At 72.4% G+C, this 24999-nt stretch carries 28 protein-coding genes; 13 read left to right on the top strand and 15 right to left on the bottom strand.

The window, feature by feature from the left end; all coding sequences use genetic code 11:
- Positions 1 to 2: 2 nt before the first annotated feature.
- From IEZ01_RS03195 to IEZ01_RS03145, 11 genes are read left to right on the top strand one after another with little or no spacing between them, the layout of a single operon-like run.
- A complete protein-coding gene (locus IEZ01_RS03195; protein ID WP_189199693.1) occupies positions 3 to 1211 on the top strand; it encodes a glycosyltransferase in 1209 nt (402 codons plus the stop codon).
- A complete protein-coding gene (locus IEZ01_RS03190) occupies positions 1208 to 2443 on the top strand; it encodes a class I SAM-dependent methyltransferase (RefSeq protein ID WP_189199691.1) in 1236 nt (411 codons plus the stop codon). The genes IEZ01_RS03195 and IEZ01_RS03190 overlap by 4 nt, the downstream gene beginning before the upstream one ends.
- The gene (locus IEZ01_RS03185; protein ID WP_019891354.1) at positions 2440 to 3234 is read left to right on the top strand and encodes a glycosyltransferase family protein; all 795 of its coding nucleotides are present in this window, start codon (positions 2440 to 2442) and stop codon (positions 3232 to 3234) included. Before IEZ01_RS03190 ends, IEZ01_RS03185 begins: the two co-directional genes overlap by 4 nt.
- Complete coding sequence (locus IEZ01_RS03180; RefSeq protein ID WP_019891353.1) at positions 3231 to 3878, top strand: PIG-L deacetylase family protein; 648 nt, start codon at positions 3231 to 3233, stop codon at positions 3876 to 3878. Before IEZ01_RS03185 ends, IEZ01_RS03180 begins: the two co-directional genes overlap by 4 nt.
- A gap of 3 nt (positions 3879 to 3881) precedes the next feature.
- On the top strand, positions 3882 to 4907 hold the full coding sequence (locus tag IEZ01_RS03175) for an NAD-dependent epimerase/dehydratase family protein (RefSeq protein ID WP_189199689.1): 1026 nt from the start codon (positions 3882 to 3884) through the stop codon (positions 4905 to 4907).
- On the top strand, positions 4895 to 6184 hold the full coding sequence (locus tag IEZ01_RS03170; RefSeq protein ID WP_189199687.1) for a DUF4910 domain-containing protein: 1290 nt from the start codon (positions 4895 to 4897) through the stop codon (positions 6182 to 6184). Before IEZ01_RS03175 ends, IEZ01_RS03170 begins: the two co-directional genes overlap by 13 nt.
- 5 nt (positions 6185 to 6189) lie before the next feature.
- On the top strand, positions 6190 to 7479 hold the full coding sequence (locus IEZ01_RS03165) for an MATE family efflux transporter (RefSeq protein ID WP_373287552.1): 1290 nt from the start codon (positions 6190 to 6192) through the stop codon (positions 7477 to 7479).
- Entirely contained in the window at positions 7476 to 8423 is a 948-nt protein-coding gene (locus tag IEZ01_RS03160) for a glycosyltransferase family 2 protein (RefSeq protein ID WP_189199683.1), read from the top strand. The genes IEZ01_RS03165 and IEZ01_RS03160 overlap by 4 nt, the downstream gene beginning before the upstream one ends.
- Positions 8420 to 9625 (top strand): polysaccharide pyruvyl transferase family protein, encoded by a 1206-nt coding sequence (locus tag IEZ01_RS03155; protein ID WP_019891347.1) that lies wholly within the window; start codon positions 8420 to 8422, stop codon positions 9623 to 9625. Before IEZ01_RS03160 ends, IEZ01_RS03155 begins: the two co-directional genes overlap by 4 nt.
- Positions 9622 to 10173 (top strand): dTDP-4-dehydrorhamnose 3,5-epimerase family protein, encoded by a 552-nt coding sequence (locus IEZ01_RS03150; protein ID WP_019891346.1) that lies wholly within the window; start codon positions 9622 to 9624, stop codon positions 10171 to 10173. The genes IEZ01_RS03155 and IEZ01_RS03150 overlap by 4 nt, the downstream gene beginning before the upstream one ends.
- 7 nt (positions 10174 to 10180) lie before the next feature.
- Positions 10181 to 11506 carry a glutamate-1-semialdehyde 2,1-aminomutase gene (locus IEZ01_RS03145; RefSeq protein WP_019891345.1) on the top strand — a complete coding sequence of 442 codons (1326 nt, stop codon included), beginning with the start codon at positions 10181 to 10183 and terminating at the stop codon, positions 11504 to 11506.
- A 7-nt stretch (positions 11507 to 11513) separates the two neighbouring features.
- Here the strand turns inward: IEZ01_RS03145 and IEZ01_RS03140 are convergent, their stop codons facing one another.
- From IEZ01_RS03140 to IEZ01_RS03075, 14 genes are all read right to left on the bottom strand, one after another.
- Positions 11514 to 12116: a phosphatase PAP2 family protein gene (locus IEZ01_RS03140; protein ID WP_373287558.1), complete on the bottom strand. Its 603-nt coding sequence runs from the start codon at positions 12114 to 12116 to the stop codon at positions 11514 to 11516.
- A 192-nt stretch (positions 12117 to 12308) separates the two neighbouring features.
- On the bottom strand, positions 12309 to 13910 hold the full coding sequence (locus IEZ01_RS03135; RefSeq protein WP_028798250.1) for an alpha/beta fold hydrolase: 1602 nt from the start codon (positions 13908 to 13910) through the stop codon (positions 12309 to 12311).
- Positions 13911 to 13923: 13 nt separating this feature from the next.
- A complete protein-coding gene (locus IEZ01_RS03130) occupies positions 13924 to 15477 on the bottom strand; it encodes an alpha/beta fold hydrolase (protein ID WP_028798249.1) in 1554 nt (517 codons plus the stop codon).
- Between the two features lie 210 nt (positions 15478 to 15687).
- Positions 15688 to 16071, bottom strand: coding sequence for a hypothetical protein (locus IEZ01_RS03125; protein WP_019891337.1), 384 nt, complete (start codon positions 16069 to 16071; stop codon positions 15688 to 15690).
- Positions 16072 to 16109: 38 nt separating this feature from the next.
- Positions 16110 to 16385: a gas vesicle protein K gene (locus tag IEZ01_RS03120; protein WP_019891335.1), complete on the bottom strand. Its 276-nt coding sequence runs from the start codon at positions 16383 to 16385 to the stop codon at positions 16110 to 16112.
- Complete coding sequence (locus tag IEZ01_RS03115; protein WP_019891333.1) at positions 16382 to 16567, bottom strand: gas vesicle protein; 186 nt, start codon at positions 16565 to 16567, stop codon at positions 16382 to 16384. Before IEZ01_RS03115 ends, IEZ01_RS03120 begins: the two co-directional genes overlap by 4 nt.
- Positions 16564 to 17355: a GvpL/GvpF family gas vesicle protein gene (locus tag IEZ01_RS03110; protein WP_019891332.1), complete on the bottom strand. Its 792-nt coding sequence runs from the start codon at positions 17353 to 17355 to the stop codon at positions 16564 to 16566. Before IEZ01_RS03110 ends, IEZ01_RS03115 begins: the two co-directional genes overlap by 4 nt.
- Before the next feature lie 52 nt (positions 17356 to 17407).
- Positions 17408 to 17728, bottom strand: coding sequence for a gas vesicle protein (locus tag IEZ01_RS03105; protein WP_019891330.1), 321 nt, complete (start codon positions 17726 to 17728; stop codon positions 17408 to 17410).
- Positions 17725 to 17946, bottom strand: a complete 222-nt coding sequence (locus IEZ01_RS03100; protein WP_019891329.1) for a hypothetical protein — start codon at positions 17944 to 17946, stop codon at positions 17725 to 17727. Before IEZ01_RS03100 ends, IEZ01_RS03105 begins: the two co-directional genes overlap by 4 nt.
- Positions 17943 to 18176, bottom strand: coding sequence for a gas vesicle protein GvpG (locus tag IEZ01_RS03095; protein ID WP_019891328.1), 234 nt, complete (start codon positions 18174 to 18176; stop codon positions 17943 to 17945). Before IEZ01_RS03095 ends, IEZ01_RS03100 begins: the two co-directional genes overlap by 4 nt.
- Positions 18177 to 18179: 3 nt before the next feature.
- On the bottom strand, positions 18180 to 18899 hold the full coding sequence (locus tag IEZ01_RS03090) for a GvpL/GvpF family gas vesicle protein (protein WP_019891327.1): 720 nt from the start codon (positions 18897 to 18899) through the stop codon (positions 18180 to 18182).
- Entirely contained in the window at positions 18896 to 19327 is a 432-nt protein-coding gene (locus IEZ01_RS03085) for a gas vesicle structural protein GvpA (protein ID WP_019891326.1), read from the bottom strand. The genes IEZ01_RS03090 and IEZ01_RS03085 overlap by 4 nt, the downstream gene beginning before the upstream one ends.
- Before the next feature lie 67 nt (positions 19328 to 19394).
- Positions 19395 to 19733: a gas vesicle protein GvpO gene (gene gvpO / locus IEZ01_RS03080; protein ID WP_019891324.1), complete on the bottom strand. Its 339-nt coding sequence runs from the start codon at positions 19731 to 19733 to the stop codon at positions 19395 to 19397.
- Positions 19734 to 19814: 81 nt separating this feature from the next.
- Complete coding sequence (locus IEZ01_RS03075) at positions 19815 to 20246, bottom strand: SsgA family sporulation/cell division regulator (protein WP_019891322.1); 432 nt, start codon at positions 20244 to 20246, stop codon at positions 19815 to 19817.
- Positions 20247 to 20458: 212 nt separating this feature from the next.
- On the opposite strand from IEZ01_RS03075, the gene IEZ01_RS03070 reads away from it, so the two are divergent.
- On the top strand, positions 20459 to 20779 hold the full coding sequence (locus IEZ01_RS03070; RefSeq protein WP_040875240.1) for a CU044_2847 family protein: 321 nt from the start codon (positions 20459 to 20461) through the stop codon (positions 20777 to 20779).
- A complete protein-coding gene (locus IEZ01_RS03065) occupies positions 20776 to 23787 on the top strand; it encodes an nSTAND1 domain-containing NTPase (RefSeq protein ID WP_189199681.1) in 3012 nt (1003 codons plus the stop codon). The genes IEZ01_RS03070 and IEZ01_RS03065 overlap by 4 nt, the downstream gene beginning before the upstream one ends.
- A 7-nt stretch (positions 23788 to 23794) precedes the next feature.
- Here the strand turns inward: IEZ01_RS03065 and IEZ01_RS03060 are convergent, their stop codons facing one another.
- Complete coding sequence (locus IEZ01_RS03060) at positions 23795 to 24988, bottom strand: helix-turn-helix domain-containing protein (RefSeq protein ID WP_189199679.1); 1194 nt, start codon at positions 24986 to 24988, stop codon at positions 23795 to 23797.
- Between the last annotated feature and the right edge of the window lie 11 nt (positions 24989 to 24999).

The following is a 24999-nucleotide window of genomic DNA, read 5'->3' as shown; positions in this document are numbered from 1 at the left end:
GCATGCGCGTTCTCGTGGTGCACAACCGCTACGCCTCGGCGCAGCCGAGCGGGGAGAACAAGGTCGTCGACCAGGAGGTGGGGCTGCTGCGCGAGGCCGGCCACCGGGTCGAGGTGTTCGAGCGGCGCAGCGACGACATCGCCGCCCGGTCCCTGTTCGGCAAGGCCGCGGTGCCACTGCTGGTGCCGTGGAACCCGGGGGTCCGCGTGGAGCTCGCCGCCCGGCTCCGCGCCGGGCGGCCGGACGTGGTGCACGTCCACAACGTCTTCCCGCTCCTGTCCCCCGCCGTGCTTGCCGCCTGCGCCGACGCCGGCGTGCCCGCCGTCGCCACCCTGCACAACTACACCCAGGTCTGCCCGCCCGGCACGCTGCGGCGGGACGGCCGGCCGTGCACCGACTGCGTCGGGTCTGCGCCGCTGCCCGCCGTCCGCCACGGCTGCTACCGCGGCTCCCGCCTCGCGACGGTGCCGCTCGCGGTCAGCCTCTCGGTCAACCGGCGGCGCTGGTGGTCCGGCGTGGAGCGGTTCTTCTGCATCTCCGCGGCGCAGCGCGAGGTCCTGGTGCGGTCCGGCATGCCGCCCGAGCGGCTGGCGGTGAAGCACAACTTCGTGCCCGACCCGGGCACGTACCGAGCGGGCGCCGGCGAGCATCTGCTCTATCTCGGCCGGCTCGCGGAGGCCAAGGGCGTGCGGCTGCTCATGGCCGCGTGGGACGAGATCGCCGCCGAGGGCGGTGTGGGCGTGCCGCTGGTGGTCGCCGGGGCGGGGCCGCTGGAACGAGAGGTGGCCGCGTGGGCGGCGGACCGGGACGACGTGCGGTACGTCGGCCTGTACGACCCGGCCCAGTGCCGGCAGGCCGTCGCTCGGTCGGTCGCCGTGGTGGCGCCGTCGACGTGGCTGGAGGCGTTCGGGCTTGTGGTCGTGGAGGCGATGGCGGCGGGGGTCCCGGCCGTCGCCGCCGGTCACGGCGCCTTCGTCGAACTCGTCGAGGACGGGGTGACCGGGCTGCTGCACCGGCCGGGCGACGCCGCCTCGCTCGCGTCCTGCATCCGCGGGATCGCGGCCGGGCGAGCCCGCAACCAGGAGATGGGCCAGGCGGCCCGGCGCCGTTACGAGCAGGGGTTCAGCCCGGCCGTCGGCCTGGAGCGCCTGGTGGAGGGGTACCGCGCCGCGATCGCGGGGCGGACGGAATCAATGGGGGGCAGTAGATGACACGATGCCGACTCTGCGGCTCGGAAGCGATGGCGAGCGTCGTCGACCTGGGGGCGACGCCACCCTGTGAGAGCTTTCTCGCCGCGGACCAACTGGATCAGCCGGAACCGGCCTACCCGCTGCACCTGCGGGTCTGCACGGACTGCTGGCTCGCGCAGATCCCGCCGCTGATCACGCCGGAGGACACGTTCACGCAGTACGCGTACTTCTCCTCCTACTCGACCTCCTGGGTGGACCACGCCCGCGCCTTCGTCGCCGACGCCGTCGAGCGCCTCGGTCTCGGCCCCGACGCGTTCGTGGTCGAGGTCGCGAGCAACGACGGGTACCTGCTCAAGCACGTCGTGGACCGGGGGCTCCGGTGCCTCGGCATCGAGCCGTCGGTGAACGTCGGCGCCGCGGCGCGGGAGAAGGGTGTGCCCACGCTCACGGAGTTCCTGAGCTCGGACACGGGCCCGGCCGTCCGCGCCGAGCACGGCCCGGCGGACCTGGTCGTGGCCAACAACGTGTACGCGCACATCCCCGACGTGGTCGGGTTCACCCGGGGGCTGCGCGCCCTGGTCGCCGACGACGGCTGGATCTCCATCGAGGTGCAGCACCTGCTGACCCTGATCGAGGAGAATCAGTACGACACGATCTACCACGAGCACTTCCAGTACTACACGGTCGCCTCCGCGATCCGGGCGCTCGCGAGCGGCGGACTCGCGCTCGTGGACGTCGAGTTGCTGCCGACGCACGGCGGCTCGATCCGGCTGTGGGCCCGGCCGGCCGAGGTGGCCGGCGAGCCGACGCGGCGGGTGGCCGACGTGCTGGACCGGGAGAAGGCCGCCGGGCTGCGGGAGCTGTCCGGGTACACCGAGTTCTCCGCCCGGGTGGCCAAGGTGCGCCGAGATCTGCTGCGGTTCCTCGTCGAGGCGGCCGAGCGCGGCGAGACGGTCGTCGGCTACGGCGCCCCCGGCAAGGGCAACACCCTGCTCAACCACTGCGGCATCCGGCCCGACCTGCTCCCGTACACGGTCGACCGAAACCCCTACAAGCACGGCAGGTTCACCCCGGGCACCCGCATCCCGATCCTGCCTCCCGAGCGGATGGCCGCCGACCGGCCCGACTATGTGCTCGTCCTCCCGTGGAATTTGCGCGACGAGCTGACCGAGCAGCTGTCCTTCGTGCACGCCTGGGGCGGCCGGCTGGTCTTTCCCATCCCGGAACTCAGCATTGTCGAGGTCAAGCCATGAAAGTCGTACTGTTCTGCGGCGGTTACGGGATGCGGATGCGGAGCGGTGCCGCCGACGACGTGCCCAAGCCGATGGCGATGGTCGGCCCCAGGCCGCTGATCTGGCACGTCATGCGCTACTACGCGCACTTCGGGCATACGGAGTTCATCCTGTGCCTCGGGTACGGGGCGCACCACATCAAGGACTTCTTCCTCAACTACGAGGAGACGACGTCCAACGACTTCGTGCTGCGGGGCGGGCGGACGGAGCTGCTGTCCACCGACATCGCGGACTGGACGATCACGTTCGCGCAGACCGGCATCGAGTCGCCGATCGGAGAGCGGCTGCGCCGGGTGCGCCACCACCTGGATGGCGACGAGATGTTCCTCGCCAACTACGCCGACGTGCTCACCGACGCCCCGCTGCCGGAGATGATCGACCGGTTCGCCCGGCGTGACGCCGGGGCGTCGATGATGGTGGTGCCGCCGCAGTCGTCGTTCCACTGCGTGGATTTGGGCGAGGACGGTCTGGTGGGGGGCATCACCCCGGTGAGCGAACTGCCGCTGTGGGAGAACGGCGGCTACTTCGTGCTCCGCCAGGAGGTCTTCGACCACATACCGGAGAACGGCGACCTGGTCGCCGACGGATGCGCCCAACTGGCCAAGCGGGGGCGGCTGGTGGCGCATCAGCACCGCGGCTTCTGGAAGCCGACCGACACCGTGAAGGAGCGGGCCTCGCTGGACGACGCGTACGCGCGGGGCGACCGGCCGTGGGCCGTGTGGGAGCGGGCCGGCGCCGGAGTGGGGGCGTGATCCGGCTCGGGGCCGGGCGCCTGGACCGGCTCGTCGCGGTGGGGGCGCACTGCGACGACATCGCCATCGGCGCCGGCGGCACGCTGCTGACCCTGTGCCGTGCGCGGCCGGGTGTCCGGATCGACGCGCTGGTGCTCACCGGCGGCGGCACCGAGCGGGAGGCGGAGGAGCAGGCCGCGCTCGCCGCCTTCTGCCCGGGCGCCGACCTGCGGCTGACCGTCCTCAAGCTGCCGGACGGCCGGATGCCTGTGCACTGGGACGAGGCCAAGGCCGCGGTCGAGGAGTTGCGCGCGCAGACCGAACCGGATCTGATCCTGGCCCCGCGTACCGACGACGCGCACCAGGATCACCGCGGCCTGGCGAAGCTGATACCCACCGCCTTCCGCGACCACCTCGTGCTCGGCTACGAGATCGTCAAGTGGGACGGCGATCTCGGCCGTCCCACGGCGTACCAGCCGCTGTCGCCGGAGACCGCCGAACAGAAGGTGCGGCTGCTGCAGGAGCACTATCCCTCGCAGCGGCACCGGCCCTGGTACGACCGGGAGGCCTTCGTCGGCCTCGCACGGATCCGCGGCATCGAATGCCACGAGCGATACGCCGAGGCGTTCGCCGTCACCAAACTCACGCTCAACCTGGGGGGTTGAACCTTGCGCGTACTACTGACCGGACACCAGGGCTACCTGGGCACCGTGATGGCCCCGGTCCTCACGGCCGCCGGGCACGAGGTCGTCGGGCTCGACTCCGGCCTGTTCGCCGACTGCGTCCTGGGCCCGGCGCCCACGGATCCGCGGGGGCACCGGGTGGACCTGCGCGATGTCACGGCCGACCACGTGGCCGGGGTGGACGCCGTGATCCACCTGGCCGCGCTCTCCAACGACCCGCTGGGATCGCTGGCGCCGGAGCTCACCTACGACATCAACCACCACGCCTCCGTACGCCTTGCCCGGCTGGCCCGCGACGCCGGAGCGCGGCGCTTCCTGTACGCGTCGACCTGCTCGGTCTACGGCGCCGCCGGCGGTGACGGCCTGGTGGGCGAGGACGCCCCGCTGCGCCCGGTGACGCCGTACGCGGAGTCCAAGGTGCGGGTGGAGGACGACCTGCACGCGCTGGCCGACGGCGACTTCAGCCCGGTGTTCATGCGCAACGCCACCGCCTTCGGACACTCGCCCCGGCTCCGCGCCGACATCGTGCTGAACAACCTGGTGGGCCACGCGCTCCTGTCGGGCGAGGTACTGGTGCTCTCCGACGGCACCCCCTGGCGCCCGCTGGTGCACGCCGCCGACATCGCACGGGCCTTCACGGCCGCGCTGACCGCGCCACGGGAAGCCGTGCACGACCGGGCGTTCAACATCGGCGGCGAAAGCAACAACGTCACGGTCGCCGAGATCGCCGAGCAGGTCGCCGAGGCGGTGTCCGGCGCGAAGGTGGTGATCACCGGAGAGACCGGTGCCGATCCGCGGTCGTACCGCGTGGACTTCTCCCGGTTCCGCGCCGCGGTACCCGGCTTCGACTGCGAGTGGACGGTGAAGCAGGGCGCTCTCGAACTCGCCGACGCCTACCGGACGTTCGGGCTCACCCGGGAGGACTTCGAGCGGCGCTTCACCCGGCTTGCCGTGCTGCGCGCGGCGTCCGACGCCGGCGCGGTCGACGACACCCTGCGGTGGCGCCGGTGACCGCGGCCGGCTTCGGCGAGGAGATGTACGCGCTGGTGGAGCGGTTGTACCCGCTGTGCCGGAGCATCACCGGGGACGGTGTGCGCGCCACCCTGGACATCGTCGGCGAGTACCTCCCGCTCCAGGTGCACGAGGTGCCGACCGGGACGCAGGTGCTCGACTGGACGGTGCCGCAGGAGTGGAACATCCGGGACGCGTACGTCGCCGACAGCACCGGCCGGCGGGTCGTCGACTTCGCCGCGTCCAGCCTGCACGTGCTCGGCTACAGCGTGCCGGTGTCGCGGACCATGCCGCTGTCCGAGCTCCGCGCCCACCTGCACACCCTGCCGGAGCAGCCGGCATTGGTGCCGTACCGCACCAGCTACTACACGCCGGAATGGGGGTTCTGCCTGGCCCAGGAGACCCTGGACGCGCTGCCGGACGGCGAGTACGAGGTGGTCGTCGACTCCACACTCGCGGACGGCCATCTCACCTACGCCGAGCATGTGGTCCCCGGGCAGGTCCCGGACGAGGTGATCGTCTCCTGCCATGTCTGCCACCCGTCGCTGGCCAACGACAACCTGGCCGGGGTCGCGGTGGCGACGTTCCTGGCCAGGGCGCTGGCACAGCAGACGCCGTACTACACCTACCGGTTCCTCTTCGCGCCCGGCACCATCGGGGCGATCACCTGGCTGGCCCGTAACGCGGAGCGGATCGAGCGGGTCAAGCACGGCCTGGTGCTGGCCTGCGCCGGCGACTCGGGCCGGCTGACGTACAAGCGGAGCAGGCGCGGCGACGCGGAGATCGACCGGGTGTTGCGGCACGTGCTCGCCGCCTCCGGACGCCCGCACCGCGTCGTCGAGTTCACTCCGTACGGCTACGACGAGCGGCAGTTCTGCTCGCCCGGGTTCGATCTCGGCGTGGGCTCGCTCAGCCGGACCCCGTACGCCGGCTACCCCGAGTACCACACCTCGGCCGACAACCTGGACTTCGTCTCCCCGGAGGCGATGGCGGACACGCTGGCCGTCTGCCGCGAGGCGTTCGCCGTCCTCGACCGCAACCGGCTGTACGTCAACCTCAGCCCGTACGGCGAGCCACAGCTGGGCCGGCGCGGGCTGTACGACTCGCTCGGCGGCCGCAGCGACGCGAAGCAGGCCCAGATGGCCATGCTCTGGGTGCTCAGCCTCTCCGACGGGGAGCACAGTCTGCTGGACGTGGCCGAGCGGTCCGGGCTGCCGTTCGACACCGTCGCCGGCGCGGCAGGCGCCCTGCACGGCGCCGGGCTGATCAAGGAATGACGCCGATGGCCACCGAGGGGGCGAGGACAAGGCCGAAGGCGGCGACCGCCAGGCGGGCCGTCGTCGGCCGGCTGTCCTGGGGCCTGGCCGACCAGGCGGCCTCCAGCATGACCAACTTCGCGGTGGGCATCTTCGTGGCACGCTCGCTGGGGCCGGCCGCGTTCGGCGTGTTCAGCCTGGCCTGGCTGACCTACGGTGTGGTGCTCAACGTCGCCCGAGGGCTGGCCACCGACCCGCTCGTGGTGCGCTTCAGCGGCGTGCCGGACACATCCTGGCGCGCGGCGGCGGCCCGGGCGTCGGGTACGGCCCTCGGCGTCGGCGCCACCGTCGGCGCGGTGTGTGTGCTGGTCGGGCTCGGCCTCGGCGGCCGGCTGGGGCCCGCGTTCGCCTGCCTCGGCGTCGCACTCCCGGCGCTGCTGCTCCAGGACGCCTGGCGGTTCGCGTTCTTCGCCGCCGGCACCGGGCGGAAGGCGTTCGTCAACGACGTCGTGTGGGGGGTCGCCCTCGTCCCGGCCATGGTGGTGGCGGCCCGCGTGGGCAGCGTGGCCGCGTATCTGCTCGCCTGGGGCGCGGCCGCCGCGGTGGCCGCGATGTACGGCTGCTTCCAGTCCGGCATCCTGCCCCGGCCGGCCGGAGCGCGGACATGGCTTCGCGACCACCGCGACCTCGGCCACCGGTACCTGATCGAGAACGTCAGCCTCAGCGGCGCGAGCCAGCTGCGGGCGTACGGGCTGGGCGCGCTCGTCGGGGTCGGCGCGGTGGGTGCGGTCCGGGGCGCGGAGCTCCTGCTCGGCCCGTTCCTCGCCGTGCTGATGGGGCTGTCGCTGGTCACCGTCGCGGAGGCGGCGCGTGTGCTGCGGCAGGCCCCGCACCGGCTTGCCAGGTTCTGCCTCCTGCTGGGCGGCGGGCAGGCCGTCGCCGCGCTGCTCTGGGGCGCGGCGCTGCTGCTGGTGCCGGACCGGGCCGGCGAGATGGTGCTCGGCGGCGTCTGGGCTTCCGCCTCGGAGCTCATCGTGCCGGCCACGCTCGGCGTCGCGGGCGCCGGCCTCGGCACCGGCGCGGCGGCTGGACTGCGCGCTCTCGGCGCGGCCCGGCGCAGTCTGCGCAGCCAGCTGTTCGCCTCCACCTGTTACGTCACCGGCGGGCTCGGCGGGGCGGCCGCGGCCGGCGCGGTCGGCTCGGCCTGGGGCGTCGCCGCCGCGACGTCGGTCAGCTCGGCCGTGTGGTGGCTGCAGCTGCGGTCCGCCCTGGGCGAGCGCCGACAGAACCCCATCTCCGAAGTGAGGACCTCATGACCGCGCATCCCAGGCTGAGCATCGGCCTGCCCGTGTACAACGGCGAGGAGTACCTCGCCGAGTCGCTCGACGCCCTGCTCGGCCAGACCTACGAGGACTTCGAGCTGGTCGTCTCCGACAACGCCTCGACCGACGGGACCCGGGACATCTGCCGCCGGTACGCGGCTCGGGACTCCCGGATCCGGTACCTCCGGCTGCCCAGGAACATCGGCGCCGCGCCGAACCACAACCACGTGTTCACCGAGTGCCGCGGCGAGCTGTTCAAGTGGGCCTCGCACGACGACCTGTACGCCCGAAGTCTGCTGGAGCGCTGTGTGGAGGCGCTGGACGAGCGGCCGGAGGTGATTCTCGCGCACAGCGGGCAGGCGGTCATCGACGGCGACGGCCAGGTGAAGGTCCCGTACGAGTACGGGCTCGCCACCGACTCGCCGCACCCGCCGGAACGCTTCCGCAGTCTGCTGTTCGAGCCCGGTGGCGACGACTTCTACGGGGTGATGCGGGCCGACGTGCTGCGCCGGGTGAAGCCGCACGACAGCTACCACCACGCGGACCGCACGTTCGTCGCCGAGATCACCCTGCACGGGCCCTTCCACCAGGTGCCGGAGCTGCTGTACTTCCGCCGCGACCACCCCACCCGCGCCGAGCGGGCGAACCCTTCCAAGCGCTCCCGCTGCGTCAACCTGGACCCGCGCCGGGCGGGCCCGCTGCACCCGACGCCCCGGCTGCTCGCCGAGTACGTCTGGGGTTTCGCCTCGGCGGTGCGGCGGGCGCCGCTGTCCGCGGCCGACCGGCGCGCGTGCCACCGCCACCTGGTCGCGTGGCTGGCCGGCCGGATCCGGCCGGGCGCCGGCGAGCGCGTCGAGGACCGCGCCCCGGTCGGCCCGGACCGGCTCGCCGTGTCCGTCGACGCGCTCGTCGCCGGCCGTGATGGGCGGCAGGCGTGACGCGGGTGCGGGTGGGGGTGTTCGGCCTGCTCGGCTCCGGCAACCTCGGCAACGACGGGTCGCTGGAGGCCGTGCTCGGCCACCTCCGCGCCGAGCACCCGGAGGCGGTCGTGGACGCGCTGTGCGCAGGACCCGAGGCCGTCACGGCCCGGTACGGGATCCCCGCGACGCGGCTGCACTGGTACCGCGGTGAATACCGGACGGCGTCGCGGGCGGGCGCGATCGCGGCGAAGGGTCTGGGCAAACTCGTGGACGCCGTCCGTACCGCTGCCTGGGTGCGCCGGCACGATGTGGTGATCGTGCCGGGCATGGGGGTGCTGGAGGCCACGCTGCCGCTGCGGCCGTGGGGCTTCCCGTACGCGCTGTTCCTGCTCTGCGCGACCGGCCGGCTGTTCGGTACCCGGGTCGCGCTGGTCGGCGTCGGCGCCGGCCCGATCGGCGACCGGCCGACCCGGGCCCTGGTGCGCTGGTCGGCGCGGCTCGCCGCGTACCGGTCGTACCGGGACGCCCTGTCCCGCGACGCGATGCGGGCGATGGGCGTGGACACCGCGCGCGACGAGGTGTATCCGGACCTCGCGTTCGCCCTGCCGACGCCGCAGGCGAGTGCGCCGACAGGCGGCAGGGTCTGCGTGGGCGTCATGGACTTCCACGGCGGCAACGACGACCGGGCGCGGGCCGAGGAGATCCACCGGCGCTATCTCGACGGGACGATCCGGTTCGTCCGCGCGCTGGCCGAGGACGGCAGGCCGGTGCGGCTGCTCACCGGCGACGAGTGCGACGCGCCGGTGGTCGCCGCCATCCTCGACGCGGTGGACTCAGCCCTGGTCACCGCCGCCCAAGTGCCCTCGCTGACCGGTCTGATGAAGGAGATGGCAGCTGCCGACACCGTGGTGGCGACCCGGTACCACAACCTGATCTGCGCCCTGAAGGCCGGCACGCCGACGCTCGCGCTCAGCTATGCGGCGAAGAGCGACGCGCTCATGGACCGGATGGGTCTGGGCGCGTACTGCCACCCGGCTCGCGAGGTCGACGCCGACGCGCTGCTCGAACAGTTCCGGCAGCTGGAGAAGCGATCGGCGGAGCTGCGGCGGACCCTCGCCGAGCGGAACGAGATCGCCACACGGCGTCTTGAAGACCAATTCACCGCCCTGACCAAGGTGCTGATTCCGGCAACCGTCCACGCCCCGCGGGAGGCTCCATGAAAGCGACCGAAGTCCCGGCGATCGCCGGCGCGTACCTGTTCGAGCCGACGCCGTACGCCGACGAGCGTGGCTTCTTCTGCCGCACCTTCGACGCCGACGTGGTCCGCTCGGTGGGGCTCGACCCGGACGCCTTCGTCCAGGACAGCGTGTCCCGCTCGGTCCGGGGCGTGCTGCGCGGCCTGCACCTGCGCTCCGGTGCCGGCGAGGCCAAGCTCGTGCGGTGCTCGTACGGGAAGGTCTTCGACGCCGTCGTGGACCTGCGGCCCGGCTCGCCGACCTACCTGGGCCAGGCCTTCTTCGACCTGTCCGGCGAGACGCAAGCGACCCTGTACGTCCCGGCGGGGTGCGCGCACGGCTTCCAGGCGCTGACCGGAACCGCCGACGTCTCGTACCGGATCGACCGCCCGCACGATCCGGCCGAGGACGTGACGATCGCCTTCGACGACCCGGAACTCGCCATCCCCTGGCCGCTGCCGGTCGTGTCGATGTCCCGGCGGGACCGGGAGGCACCGAGCCTCGCCGAGGTCCTGAAGCAGAAGGAGAGCTGAAGTCAGCGTGGATGCCGAAGAGTTCAACCTGCCCCGGTCGCGGACGGCGAACGAGCGGCTGCACGCCCTGATCCCCGGGGGCGCGCACACCTACGCCAAGGGTGACGACCAGTACCCCGAGAACCTGGCCCCGGTCATCAGCCACGGCCACGGGGCCCACGTGTGGGACGTCGACGGCAACCGCTACATCGAGTACGGCTCCGGCCTGCGGTCGGTCAGCCTCGGCCACGCCCACCCACGCGTGCTCGAGGCGGTGCGGCGGGAACTCGACCGCGGCGGCAACTTCGTCCGGCCGTCCGTCGTGGAGGCCGACGCCGCGGAACGCTTCCTGGCCACGGTGCCGACCGCCGAGATGGTGAAGTTCGCGAAGAACGGATCCGATGTCACCACCGCCGCGGTGCGCCTCGCCCGCGCCGTCACGGGGCGCCCGCGGGTGGCCATCTGCGGCGATCACCCGTTCTTCTCCGTCGACGACTGGTTCATCGGCACCACGCCGATGTCCGCCGGTGTTCCGGCGGCGACCACCGAGCTCACCGTGGCGTTCCCCTACGGGGACCTGGCCGCCACCGAGGAGCTGCTCGCCCGGTACCAGGACGAGGTTGCCTGCCTGATCCTCGAACCCGCCGGCCATGCCGAGCCGCCGCCCGGGTACCTCGCCGGCCTGCGTGAGCTGGCCGACCGGCACGGCTGCGTACTGATCTTCGACGAGATGATCACCGGCTTCCGCTGGTCCGAGGCGGGCGCCCAGGGCCTGTACGGCGTCGTCCCCGACCTCTCCACCTTCGGCAAGGCGCTGGGCAACGGCTTCGCCGTCTCCGCGCTGGCCGGGCGCCGCGACCTGATGGAGCGGGGCGGGCTGCGGCACTCCGGGGACCGGGTGTTCCTGCTGTCCACAACGCACGGTGCGGAGACGCACTCACTGGCCGCCGCGATGGCCGTGCAGACCACCTATGCCGAGGAGGGTGTCACCGCGCGGCTGCACGCCCTCGGCGAGCGGCTGGCCGCCGGTGTCCGCGAGGCCGCGGCCGGCATGGGCGTCGGCGACCACGTCGTCGTCCGGGGCCGGGCCAGCAACCTGGTCTTCGCCACCCTCGACGAGAACCGGCGGCCGTCGCAGGAGTACCGCACCCTGTTCCTGCGCCGGCTCCTCACGGGCGGAGTGCTGGCACCGTCGTTCGTGGTGAGCAGCGCGCTCGACGACGCCGACCTCGACCGTACGGTCGAGGTGGTGGCACAGGCATGTGCGGTGTACCGGAAGGCACTGGACGCCACCGACCCCACCCCCTGGCTGGGCGGGCGGCCGGTGAAGCCCGTGTTCCGCCGCCTCGCATGACGAGACGTCAGCGGCAGTCCCGGCGACCGGCGTCGGCCGTACGGTCGACCAGCCAGGCGGTCGCCGGTACCACCGCCAGCGCGGTGCACCAGCCGCCGAGGGCGTCGGTCGGGTAGTGCGCGCCCAGGGCGACCTGCGCCCAGCCCATGGCGGCGCCCGCGACCAGCGCGGCGGCGAGCACGAGGAGCGTGCCGGCCGTCCTGCCGAGGCCACACCGGCCGGTCACGAGCAGCGCCAGCACGAGGGCGAGCGCGGTGAGGAAGGCGGTGTGCCCGCTCGGGTAGGACAGGTACCCGCCGTTGATGGTGCGCCCCACCAGGGGCTTGAGCAGCGTCGTGGTTCCCACGGTCAGGCCGGTGCCGGCAACGACGAGCACCGCCGCGCGCGGACGCCGAAGCAGCAGGCAGCCCGTCACGGCGGCCACCACCAGCGTCGTCGCTCCGGCGGGCTCCCCCAAGAAGTCCGTGACGAGGGCGGTTTGCCGCCACGGCGGCGGGCGCACACCGTCCACCACGGCCCCGATCCACGCGTCCACCGTGCCGGGCCTGCTGTCATCGGCGTGCAGGACCCCGAGGACGACGACCGCCGACGCGGCGAGGGCCGCGATCATTCCGAACCACACGCGCAGCGTCGGGGCCAGCACCGGGGGCGCCGGCCGGCCGGCTTCCCGATCCGCTGCGGCCAGGCGATCCACGCCTGTCACCCTAACCATCGATCCGGTCGCGGCACACCCCCGCCCGTACCCGGGCCGCACGCCGGCGGGGCCGGAGACCCGGCCCCGCCGGCGTGCCCGTACGACGGCTCAGGGCACGATCTCGAACTCGGGTGGTTCGAGGCTCTTCAGGCATTCGGTCTTCGGCTCGTCCGGGGTCTCGAAGAAGGAGACGGCGATCTCCTGGGCGCACTTCGAGGTGGCGAACACGACGTGCGGCTCGTAGGGAACCGTGACGACCTTCGCCTTGCTCAGCGTCCGGGCGACGTACGGCCCGTTGTCCGCCCCGGTCTGGGCGTCGAAGCTGCCCGACAGGGCCAGGGTGGGCATGTCGCCGCGGGTGACGTCGCGGATCGAGCGCGGCGCGGGCGGAACGTCCCAGGCCTCGCAGTCCGGACGGAGGAAGGTGAGCTGCGGGGCCTGTGCCTGTACCGATTCAGGGAACGACGGGAACGCCTCCTGGCCGCCCTTGAGTGCCTGTTCCTGGCTCTCGTAGGGCGTCCACTCGCTGCAGAAGACGCCGTAGACGAGACCGTGCGCCACCCTTCCCATGGCCTGCGGGCTGAGTTTGCCCCCCGCCCACTGCTGGGCGACCCGCTGCGGCTTGCCGTTGGCCAGCTCGTCAAGGGCGGCGGGTACCTGCTCCGCCACGTGGGTGGCCGAGGTCAGCCAGGTCACCAGGGCTCCGCCGTCCAGCACGACCTTCACCGGCTTGTCGTTGCCGGGGAGCTTGACGGTGGTGGTGACCGGCTTGGCTTCGAGGTCGCTGACGAGCTTCTCGAAGGTGGCCTTCAGGTTGGGGTAGCGCTTGTTGCAGGCCGGCTGGTCCGCGCAGGCCTTGAACAGGCCGTCGAAGCCCTGCCGGGCGCTGCTCCAGGTCATGGCCGACCCTCCCCTGGACGGCGGCAGTATCCCGTCGAGGCCCACCGAGCGGAGCCCGTCGGGGTGCAGGCGCATGTAGACCAGGGCCAGGTGGGTGCCGTAGGAGATGGCGTACAGGTTCCACTGCTTGAGGCCCAGCGCGGCGCGCAGGTCCTCGTAGTCGGCGGCGCTCTCGATGTCGTTGTAGGCGCTGAGGTCGATCCCGCGGCCCGCCAGCTGGTCGCGGCAGGCCTTCGTGGCCTCGACGTGCAGGCGCTCGGTGGACGGCGCGTCGTAGACGAGGCCGACCGCGCGGGCGTTGAACTGGTCGATGTTGGGGCAGAGGACGTTCGGGTCGGCCGAGTAGGTGCCGCGCTGGGACATGAGGATGACGTCGCGGTCCCGGTTCAGGTGGCCGTCGATCGCCATCTTCGCTTCCCCGACCGCGTCGTCACCGGGTCCGCCCGCGAGCCACACGATGGGGTCGGGTTTCGGTGTCCCGGCCGCGGCGGGCACGATGGCGACACCGAGTTCGATCGTCCGGCCGTTCGGCTTGGCGCGGTTCTCGGGCACGGTGAGCGTTCCGCAGCGGGCCCCTTCGAGTTCCTTGATCGGTTCCGGTGTCTTCGGGCAGGGGCCGGGTTTGTAGCTGGCCTTGCCTACCGTCCGGGCGGCCGTGCCGATCGGCGCTCCGGTGTCGGTGGGGGTCGGCTGGGCCTGAGCGGGCCCCGCGAGCAGACCGGTGACGAGGAGACCCGTCACCATGCCGGCCGAGGTGGCCCGGAGTCGTCGTACGGTGCTCCGACGACGGAGCGCGTGGTGGACAGTCATCTTGCCCTCCCGGTCATCTCGGAATGATCGTGAACGGTTCGGGCTCGAGGTCGTCCACGCAACTGGTGTCGGGAGCGGTCGGGCGAGCGAAGAACGACGCCAGCACGTCCTGCGCGCAGGGCGACTGCGGGACCACCCAGTGGCCGATTCCGGGGACCACCACGGAGGTCGAGTTGGACAGGTTCTCGGCCACGCCCTTCGCCCAACTCGCGCCGGTCTTCACGTCGAACGTGCCGGACACGACGAGCGCCGGTACGGAACTGACGGTAGCGACCCGCTGGATCTCGGCGCGGTCCGGAACGTTCCAGGTCTCGCACACCGGGTACTGGAAGGGCAGCTGCGGCGGCTGGGCCAGGACCGAGTCCGGCCAGCCGGGGAAGGTCTTCCGGCCCGCCTTCAGCACGTCGGATTCCGAGTACCCCGGCGCCCATTCGCCGCACGCTATCGAGTTCGTCAGGCCGTGCGCGAACGCGCCGACGTTCTGGACCGAGCCGGCCGCGCGGGCCTGGGCGAAGCGCTGCGGGTTGCCCCGGCTGAGTTCATCGAGCGCCGCCGGGAGGTCCTTCGGCCGGGGGGTGAAGGCGACGATGAGGTTGAGCAGCGCGCCCCCGTCGAGCACGGTCTTGACCGGCTTGTCCCCGCCCTGCGGCGTGACGTTCAGCGTCAGGGGCTTCGCCTCCAGCTTGCGCACCTGTTCCGTCAGGAGCCGGGGGAGGTCCGGGTACCGGTCCTTGCAGGCGGGCTGCGCCGCGCACGCCTCGAAGATGTTGCGGATGCCCTCGGCGGTGCTGCCCCAGGTCCACGGCAGGGTCACGAACTGGGACGGCGCGACCGAGTCGATCGCCACCGAGCGGATTCCCTCGGGGTGCAGGCGCAGGTACGTCAGCCCCAGGTTGGTGCCGTAGGAGTAGCCGTAGACGTTCCACTGAGGGATCTTCAGCGCTTTGCGCAGGTCGGCGAAGTCCGCGGCGTTCTCGGTGGTGTTGTAGGCGCTCAGGTCGGCGCCGTCGGCCACGAGGCGGGCCCGGCAGTCCGTCACCGCCTTCAGCATGATCTTCTCCGCCTGCTCCGAGTCGTAGCCCAGGCCCACGGCCTGGGCGTTGAACCGGTCGACCTCGGGGCAGGCGAGGTTCGGTTGGTCGTAGAGGTTGCCGCGCTGGCCCATGACGATCAGATCGCGGTCCTTGTTCAGGCCGGAGTCGACGAGGAACGGGATGTCGTCGAACGTGTCGGCGCCCGGGCCTCCCGCCAGGAACACCACCGGGTCGGGCGCGGGCTTCTTCGCAGCGGCCGGAATGACCGCCACGGCCAGTTTGATCGTGCGGCCGCCGGGGCGGGAACGGTTCTCGGGGACCTCGAGGAAGCCGCACCGTGCGCCGCTCAGCGCTTCGATGGGCTCAGGGGGTTTTGGACAGGGTCCTGGCACGAATCGCGGCGAGCCTGCCGGGCTGGGTTGCCCGGCGGGCTGCGCGGAGGCTGAAGCGGCGCTGCTCGGTACGGGGCCGAACGCTGCCAGGCAGGCCAGAGCCGCCGCGGCAGCCACCGCGTGGATGCTGTGCTTCGGCATGTGATCTCGTTCCTCTGCCGGCGTCGGCGGCGGCCCTGCCGGGCCAGGCCGCAGCGGTTTGGGCGGAACACACCTTTTTGACGCTACCTGGTCGTGCGGACGGGCGCACGCGGGCGGATCAACAGCCAGTGCCGAGAAGTTGAAGCGCACACGACCTCGCCCGCCGCGGCCGGCGGCGGGCGAGGTCGTGTGCTGCAGGGCGGGTGCGGTTCAGATGCGGCCGCCGGTGAGCCGGGAGAGCGGGCCGCGGGAGCGCAGCCCCGCCCGGCGTCCCAGGGCGTACGCGATGACCGCGGCCGAGGCGCCGGCGGCGGTGCCGCCGGCGACCGCCTTACGGTCGCGCACGCTGGTCCACAGCAGTTCGCCGGTGCCGCGGACCGCCTGGGCGGCCGCGAGGGTCTTCTCGGCGAGAGGAGCGGGAAGCGCGGTCAGAGTCCCGGTGGCCGCGTTTCCGGTCTTCTCCGCCGCCTGTACGGGCTTCTTCGCCGCGTCGGAAGCGCGGCTCGTACGGCTTCGCGTTCCGGCGCCGTTGGAGGCCGTACGCGAACTGTTCCGGCGGGTCGGGTTCTCGTTGCTCTTCTCCGATGCACTCATAGTTCTCGTGTAGCCGGACCGTTCCGAACAAAACCCCTTCACAGGAGTTTGCCGAGCGGGCCGAGGTCGATGTTCAGATCCTCCGGCTCCAGACCGAAGCGGTCGCGCAGCAGCCCCATCCGGTCCTCCAGGAGCATGAGGGTGAGGCCGAGCCGCTCCTCCTGCTCCTCGGTGAGATCTCCCGCCTCGACCCTGCGCAGGGCCTGCCCTTCCATCAGCCGGCGCAGCAGCTCGACGACGGTCAGGACCAGACGGGCCAGGTCGCGTTCGACGGTGTCGGGATCGAGCTCCACGCGCCGCGGCCGGGTCGTCATGGTGTCACCTGCTTCCACGGGGAGGGCACGGCGTCGCCGACGGAACTGATGAGGGCCTTCAGGTCGACGCGTACGAGGTCGACGTCGGCGATCCGCAGGGTGATGTCCCCGGCGATGACCACACCGCCGGCCAGGAGCCGGTCGAGCAGGTCGACCAGGGCGATCTCCCGCTGATCGGTCATCGGTCGGTCTCCTCCCCGGGCGCGGTCCGCGTGAACGAGTAGGGCACCCAGGGGCCGGTGAGCACCACGCGCAGGCCGTTGTGGACGTCTTCGCTCGGGGGCAGCGTGTCAAGGAACTTCCGCCGGCTCTCGTCGGGAACGAGGTACGCGGCGTTGAGGACGTTCCGGCCGGGGGCCCGGGACAGGGTCGCCTGCTGGGGCGGGTGGAGGACCGCGTCGGCCGCGGTGCGGGCGAGCGCCTCGTGCAGGTGGCGTGCGGTACGGGCGGCCGCGTCGTCGGCGTCCTGACGGGCCCGCTGCTCCCCCAGCCGGCGGCGCAGATAGTCGCGTCCGGAGCCGCCTTGGGCCGTCCCGCTCCCGGCGTGCTCCGGTACGGGCCTCGCGGCCGGCTCGTCGACGTACAGCTTGACTCCCCACTCATGGGCACCGGTCAGCCGGTCGAGCGCCTCGGAGAGGCTGTGCTCGCCTTCTTCGAGCAGTCGGCGTACGCCCGGCTCACCGCGGCAGACGGTCGCGAGCCGCAGCGGGACGACGGTGGAGTGCCGGCCCGCCTCGGCCACCACGCCGTGGTGGGCGCGGGCCACCCGCGCGAGCCAGTCGAGGTCCTCCAGCCTTGCGCGCAGGGGCGCTTCCTCGAACTCGGCCGCCGGGACCGGTTCGACGAGAGCGGTCAGGCCCCGGTGGTCGACGGCGGCGAGGCCGGTGCCCAGGGTGGCCCCGAAGAGCGGGTCCACGGTGCCGGGGGACCGGACGACGGCGTACACGTACAACAGCGGTTCGTCCTTCATGAGTCCTGCCCTCCTGCGTCACTCCTGCCTCGCCTCCTGGCTCGCCCGTGCCTCACTGCTGTCTCGCCTCAGCGCTCGCCTCAAGCTCGGAGATACGGCGGCGCAGCTCTTCGTTCTCCCGGCCGAGTTCGCCGCGGCGGGCTTTGGAGGACAGGGCGGGGTCCTGCTCCCACCAGTCGATGCCCATCTCCTTGGCGCGCTCGACCGACGCCACGACGAGGCGCAGCTTGATGGTGAGGAGCTCGATGTCGAGGAGGTTGATACGGATGTCCCCGGCGATCACCACACCCTTGTCGAGGACGCGCTCCAGGATGTCGGCGAGGTTGGCGGGCTGTTCGTCGTAGGGACGCGGAAGTCCCGACGGCATCGTCATTCCTTCTTCTCCTCCTCGTCGTCGTCACGCGCCGCGGCCGGTCGCCCGCGCCGCCCGGTGAGGTGGCGCAGGCGCTCGGCGGCGGAGGCGACGGCGGCGTGCAGGGCGCCGCTGGCGTGGCCGGCCCCTCTGGCGGCCGCCAGGGTCAGCGATGCCAGACGCCGGCCGCGCGGCGCGTGTCCACGGCGGGCCGCGCCGGCCGGACGGTGTCCGGTCACAGGCCTCCCCTCGCCTCCAGGCGGGCCAGGAGCTCATCCTCCCGGCGGTCGAACTCCTCCTCGTCGATCTCACCGGCCTCGAACGCCGCGACCAGTGCGGACAGTTCGCGCTGGACGACGCCCGGGTCGTAGTACTCCCGCTCCGCCACCTCGACGACCCGCCGCAGCACCCAGGCGGTGCCCCGCACGGGCGCGGCAGGCAGCAGGAGGACCTCCGTGAGCAGTCCCATGGCTCAGCCCGTCCCGACGAAGCTGTACGGGGGCAGCGGTCCCGTCACCTGCTCCCGGAGGTGCGCGTTCTCCTGCCGCAGGGCGCGCACGGCCTCCAGGAACTCCTCCCGCCGCTCACGCTCCACGAGGAACGACAGATTGGCGAGCCGGCCGGTGTCCTCCGGTCCGCGCACCGCCGCCGCGGCGTACGGTGCGAGGGTCCGCTCGACGAGCGCGGCGTCGGTCCTCTCCTGCTCGGCCACCGCGCGGGCGACCCGCTCACCGAAGGCGATCTTCTCCTCGTGGGTCCCGCCGCCCGCGGCGCGCTGGGCGGCGTGCCGGTCCCTCAGGTCGGGATCTGCGGCGACGACCAGGTGCAGCACGGCCTCTTCGTCGTGGTGCACCTTGACGTTGAACTCGTCCTTGCCTTCCAGCGCCGTCAGCCGTTCCAGGTAGCTGTCATGGTGCTCCGCCAGCATCGCGGCGACGGTCGCGTCGTCGGGGGCGACGCCGCCGAACCTCAAGGGCAGGACCGGGCCGGCCGCGCCCGCCGTGATCACGACGTGCTGGTGCGCGAGCAGGTCGCGGCGCTTGGCCTTGGGTTCCGCGGGCGCGTCGCTGCACAGGGCCACCAGATCGCCGCTGCGTACGGTGCGTACCGGCCGCGGCGGGTCGCCGATGCCCTCGATGGGCTCCGGAAGCGTCCGGTCGGCGGGGGCGATGCCGTAGACGTATGTGCTCATTCCTTCTCCTCCCGACGGGTCGAGGTGCGCCGACGCGTACTGCTGCCGCTCTTCTCCTCCGCCGCCTCGTCGTGTGCCTGGGTGAAGGCGTCGGAGATGGTCTGGGCCGCCCCGCTGAGGGCGCCCTTGGTCTTGGCGCGGGCACCGGACTCGGTCATGTCGCCCACGAGGTCGGGCAGGCCGGGGTTCTTGCGCGGACCGGCTTCCAGGTCCAGGCGGTTGCACGCCTCGGCGAACCGCAGATAGGTGTCGACGCTCGCCACGACGACGCGGACGTCGATCTTCAGGATTTCGATGCCTACCAGGGAGACGCGCACGAACGCGTCGATCACCAGACCTCGGTCCAGCACCAGTTCGAGCACGTCGTACAGACCGCTGGAGCCACCTCCGGAGGCGGCCGGAGCGGTCTGGGCGGGAACGACAGTCATCCTTCTCGGTCTCCCTCTCGTCTTGGGACGGACGGGTACGGAGAGGCGCAGGGCTGTCGCCCGGGGCTCAGCGGCGGTCCGCCCGCCCTCTCTCGTAGCGGCGGGTGCGCCGATAGCCGAGGAGCTGGCCGTCGTGATCGGCATCCACCTCGTACGACGCGAGCAGGCTCATGGTGTCCGGCACGCGCCGCAGTTCAAGGACTTCGACCGACAGACGCCAGTCGCCGTTCTCGATCCGCTCGCAGGAACTGACGGCCTCCGCCGGCTGGTTCAGCAGCTGTGCGAGCTGCTCCGTCGCCGTCCTGATCACCGTGGCGACCGGCACGGGCCGCTCCTGCTCCGCCTGCTCCGCCTGCTCCGCCTGCTCCGCCTTGCTGTCCGACCCGTCTTTCGATGAATGGGCCATAGCTTTCTCCTTTCTCGCGTTGCCGGGTCCCTTCGCCCTAAACCCGTTGGTATGAACCGGCCTTGCCGGGAGCGCCTACCCCTATGAGTCCGCGTTCTTCCTCACGCCGCCCGGGAGGAGCTCGGTCAGCAGCCGGCCGAGAGCGGTGGCGATCTCTTCGTCGCAGTGCTCCTCGGCGGGCCGGGTCCTGACGACGAAGTCACGCACGGGGACCGATGCCATCCTGACGAGACACCGGGCCCGTCCTGAGATGAGCTCGACGTCCGTCGCGTCCTGCCCGTGCGGACGGACGCGCACATCGCCCTCGCCCGAAGGGCGGGTGAGGCCGGTGGCGAGCAGGTCCCGGGCGAACACCCAGGTGGCGACGGGTGGCTCGGACTCGGCCACGAGGAAGTCCAGCCGAACGGCCAGCGGGTCGTGCGGCACGTACCGCAGGCGTACCAGCAGTTCATGCCATTCGCCGATCACCGACCGCAGTGTCGCGTCGATCGTCTTCTCCAGGGGACGGCTCATGTCGGTTCCTCTCGCCACCACGTCGCGCGTCTTACGGGACGGCGGCGAGCCTTCCCCGACACGCGCTCTTGACGCCGGTTGAATCCCGACGACTCCCGAACCGACGGTCCCCGGCGAAGATCAGGGCTAACATGCTGCGCAGTACTGACCTGGTCAACTCGTCCCCAATACAGTTGACTTGACGGACCGTCAGAGAGGCGTCGCGCGTGTATATGAGTGTGCCCTTCGAGAATGGCGAGACCATGGTCGTCGAACTGGGCGAAGGGCAAGGTTCCGGAGTCCTCCGGGCCAGCCGCGGCGAAGGGCTTTTCGAGTCCTCGGCGGACACCTTCGAAGCCGGGATGGCCCGCGTCAGACGCGTCGCCGAGGCACTGCTGGAGCGGCTGACGGACCTGCCGCGGAGCCCCGACCACATCCGGGCCGAGTTCGGCATCCGGGTCACGGCCGAGGCCGGGTTCGTCGTGGCCAAGGGGTCGGGCGACGCGCACATCACGCTGCAACTGGAGTGGAGTCGCCCCGAGGGCGACGGGTGAGCTCGCCGGGCGGGCCGGGCCTGGCGTGGGAGCGCGGGACGGCGCGAGTCCTGCACGAAGGACGGCCGGTCGGCGTCGCGTTCCTGATCCCCGGCCGGCTGCTGCTGACGTGCGCGCACGTCATCTCCTCCCTCGCCGGCCTCCCGGACGACCAGCCGCTGCCCGCCCGCTTCCCCGTGACCGTCGACTTCCCCCTGCTGCCGGGCCACCCCAAGGCGGCGGCCACCGTGCACTTCAGTGTGCCGGTGGCCGCCGACAACAGCGGTGACGTCGCCGTGCTGCGGTTGACCGACGACCTGCCGACGGGCGCCGTGGCGATGCGGATCCTGGAGGCGGACGACCTCGCCGGACACCGCTGGCGCGCCTTCGGCTTCCCGAGGTACCCCGGGGCCGGCGGCAGCAAGGATGCCGGCGTCTGGACCCGCGGCACCGTCGAGGGCCGGGAGGGAACCGGCTGGTGGCAGCTGACCTGCGACGAGCAGGCCGGTTTCCCGCTGGCAGGCGGCTTCAGCGGGGCACCGGTGTGGGACGAGGAGTACCAGGGCGTCATCGGAGTCGTCGTCGCCGTCGAAGGGGACCAGCGGCGCCGGACCGGCTATGCGCTCACCGTGGAGTCGCTCGCCCGGGAGTGGCCGCAGTTACGCTCCCGGCTGCTCGACGACAGTCCGTTCCGTGAGCTTCTGCCCTTCACCGAGCACGACAGCGCGGTGTTCCACGGACGTACCGAAGAAACGCGCCGGCTGCTCGAACTGCTCGGCGAACAACAGGTACCGATCCTGCCGGTCCTCGGCGCCTCCGGCGTCGGCAAGTCCTCGCTGACCGGCGCCGGCCTGCTGGCCCGTGTCGACCAGGACCGCCATCTGATCGCCCGTCTCCCCCACGGGCTGCGGCTGACCGCCGAGGAACTGCTCGCCTGGGCGCTCGCGTCCGCGGGCGACGCGGACACGAGGACGGCCGACTGGCACGACCACTGGTCCGCCCTCGCCCGCCGGCTGGCGGACGAGGAGGGGCTGCGCACCGCAGTCGAGCAGACCTTGGCCCGCCACCACGAACGGTCCAAGCTCCTGCTCGTACTCGACCAGTTCGAAACCCTGCTGGCGGACGCGCCGGAAACCGCGCGCAAGCTCGACGCGATGCTGGGCGTCGTCACCATGCGCCGCACCGACGGCAGCCGGCCGGCCCAGGCGGTGGTCGTCAGCCGCATCGACTTCCTGCCGCAGATCGAGCAGCTCCCCCACCTCCGTGCCGCCTGGGAAGCGACCCATGTGGTGGTGCCGCCGATGACCCGGGACCAGTTGTGCGCCGCCATCACCCGTCCGCTGGCCGGGCACGCCGGCATCCGCTTCGCCGACGGTCTGGTCGAGCGGCTGCTGCACGACACCCCGCACGGTGCGGCCGCGCTGCCCATGCTGGAGTACACCCTCAGCCAGCTGTGGGCACGCCAGGAGCGCGGGGTACTCACGGCCGGCGCCTACCAGGAGCTCGGCGGGGTCGAAGGAGCACTGGTCGGCAACGCGGAACGCACCCTGTGGGAGTGGGCGGACAGTACCGAGCACGAGGCGCTGGAGAGGATCTTCATCCAGCTGGTCCGCCCCGCCGAGCGGCTGGACGTCGGCGAACGCGGCCCCGACACACGCAGGGTCGCCGATCGGTCGGAGTTCTCCGAGCACGACTGGTCGCTGATCCACCGCCTGGCCAGCACGCGGCTGGTCGTCGTGACCCGCCGCCCGACGGGGCTCGACACGGCCGAACTGGCGCACCAGGCACTGGTGGAGAGCTGGCCACGACTGCAGAGCTGGGTCGAGCGCAACCGCGACTTCCGCAGCTGGCAGGAGGAGCTGCGGCGCACCGTGCGGGCCTGGCAGGAACGGGGCCGGCCGCGAGAACTCACCCTCGACCGGCACCGGGCCGACGAGGCGAAGCGGTGGCTCGGCGCGCGTGCGGCCGAGATCTCCGCGGAGGAAGCGGAGTTCGTCGAGGCCAGCATCCAGGTCCAGCGCCGCACCGCCCGCCGGCGCCGCCTCGTCCTGGCCGGCTTCGCCCTCCTGGCCGTCCTCGTCCTCGTCGTGTCCAGTCTGGCTTCCCGCAACGCCCGGACCAGCAGCGAGCAACGGGATCTGGCCGCCGTCGAGCGGTTGACCACACAGAGCCAGCTCCACGCCTTGAGCGATCCCGCCCTGGCGGCTCGCCTCGCGCTGGCCGCACAGCGCATCCACCCCACCGCCGACACCCGCACCCGGCTCCTCACCACGCTCAGCTCACCCTTGCGCGCCACGTTGACCGGCCACAGCCGCTCGGTGAACTCGGTGGCCGTCAGTCCGGACGGCGGCACCCTCGCCACCGGCGGTGTCGATCGGACGGTACGGCTGTGGGACGTGCGGGCACGCCGCCAGATCGCCACGCTCACCGGCCACACTCAGCAGGTGAACTCAGTGGCCTTCAGCCCGGACGGAAGGATCCTGGCGACCGCCGGCGACGGGCGGCAGGCACGGCTGTGGGACGTACGGACCCACCGCGAGCTGGCCACCTTCACCGGCCACACCGATTGGGTGCAGTCGGTGGCCTTCACCCCGGACGGAAACACCCTCGCCACCAGCGCCAGAGACACCACGGCACGGCTGTGGGGCGTACGCACCCACCGTGAGCTCGCCACCCTCACCGGCCACACCGCCACCGTGTTGTCGGCGGCCATCAGCCCGGACGGGCAGACCGTGGCCACCGGCGGCGAAGACCGGACGGTGCGGCTGTGGGACGTACGGACCCACCGGCAGCTGGCCATCCTCACCGGCCACACCGGCACCGTGTGGTGGGTGGACTTCGGCCCGGACGGGAAGACCCTGGCCACCAGCAGCAACGACGCGACGGCGCGGCTGTGGGACACCGACCTGTTCAACGATCTCGGCACCCTCGTCGACAGGGCCTGCGCGGCCGCGGGCCGGTCCATGACCGAGCGGGAATGGCACCGGTACGTACCTGCCGGAGTGACGTACCGCCGGATCTGTCCATGACGTCCCGTCAGCGCAGGACCGAGCGTGGCAGCGTACGGACGGCCTGCAGCGCCGCGTACAACTCCGCCGTGTCGACAGGGTCGGTGACAGTACGTCCGGTAAGCCGGCGGATCCGGCGCAGTCGCTGGCGGACGGTGTTGGCGTGGCAGTGCAGGGATTGCGCGGCATCCTCCATGGAGCCGGCGGCCGCGTACCACGCGGTGAGTGTGCCGATCAGCATCGTGCGCTGCTCGGCCGGGAGATCGAGCAGCGCGCCGAGGACCGAGCGGGCCATCCGGGCGGCGACGTCCGGGGAGTCCACCACGAGACCGGCGAGCGGGCCGTCGTCGAAGCTGGCGACCGGTGGGCCGGCCGGGTCGGCCGTGGCCAGGGCGAGCCGGGCCAGCCGCAGGCCGGTGGCGCAGTCGGCGAGGCCGGCGAAGGCCGGGCTCACCCCGTAGCGGAGGGTGGCCGAACGCTGGAGCACGAGCAGGAGCCGATCCAGGGTGCGGCGGTCGCGGACCGAGACCAGCCCCGCCAGCAGGCCGGCGGTGCGGCTCCAGGCGGAGGCGATGCCGTGGGCGGCGAGCCGGTTGCCGAGCTCGGGCGCCGGTCCGGGCGGCGGATCGGCGACCAGCACCACGAACAGCCCGTCGTACGGCAGGCGCAGGGTGTCCGCCGCCCGCCAGAGCGCCTCTGTGCTGCGGGCGGTGCCGTCGAAGAGGCCGGCCAGGGCCGGGGAGCCCGCCTGGTCGGCGGCGGCCGACGCCGCGTGCTGGTAGGCGGCGGTGATCTCGTTGGCGCCGGTCTCGATCAGACCGAGCAGGCGGGCCGCGCCGTCGGGCAGCGCCTCAAGGCCGCCATGGCCGGCGTTGCGCGCCTCGGCGGTCAGTTCCTCCAGCAGCATCCGCCCGCCCGCGTGATAGGCGGCGATCACGGCGGACTGCGGGACGCCCTGGCCGGCCCGGCGGAGCGCGGTGGCGGTGGCCGGGGCTGCGCTGTGACGGCCCGTCAGGGCGCTGAGCGTGAAGGTGAGATGGGCCTGACAGGAGCCGCGCAGCTCCTCGGTGGGGACCAGGCGGCGGTAGGCGACGGTGCCGGCGGGGGCGAGGATCCGGTCGACGGCGCGTTTGCTCAGTTCGGGCAGCCGCCCGTTCAAGGCGGTGGCCAGTAAGCCGATTCGTCGATCCGTCGGGTGGGTGGTGACGAGGCTGTCGGGCATGGCCGCATCTT

It is taken from the genome of Streptomyces purpureus, assembly GCF_014648195.1.
Classification (GTDB): Bacteria; Actinomycetota; Actinomycetes; order Streptomycetales; family Streptomycetaceae; genus Streptomyces; species Streptomyces purpureus.
The sequence above is the reverse complement of the archived record's forward strand: the minus strand, read 5'-3'. Positions and strand labels throughout refer to the sequence as shown.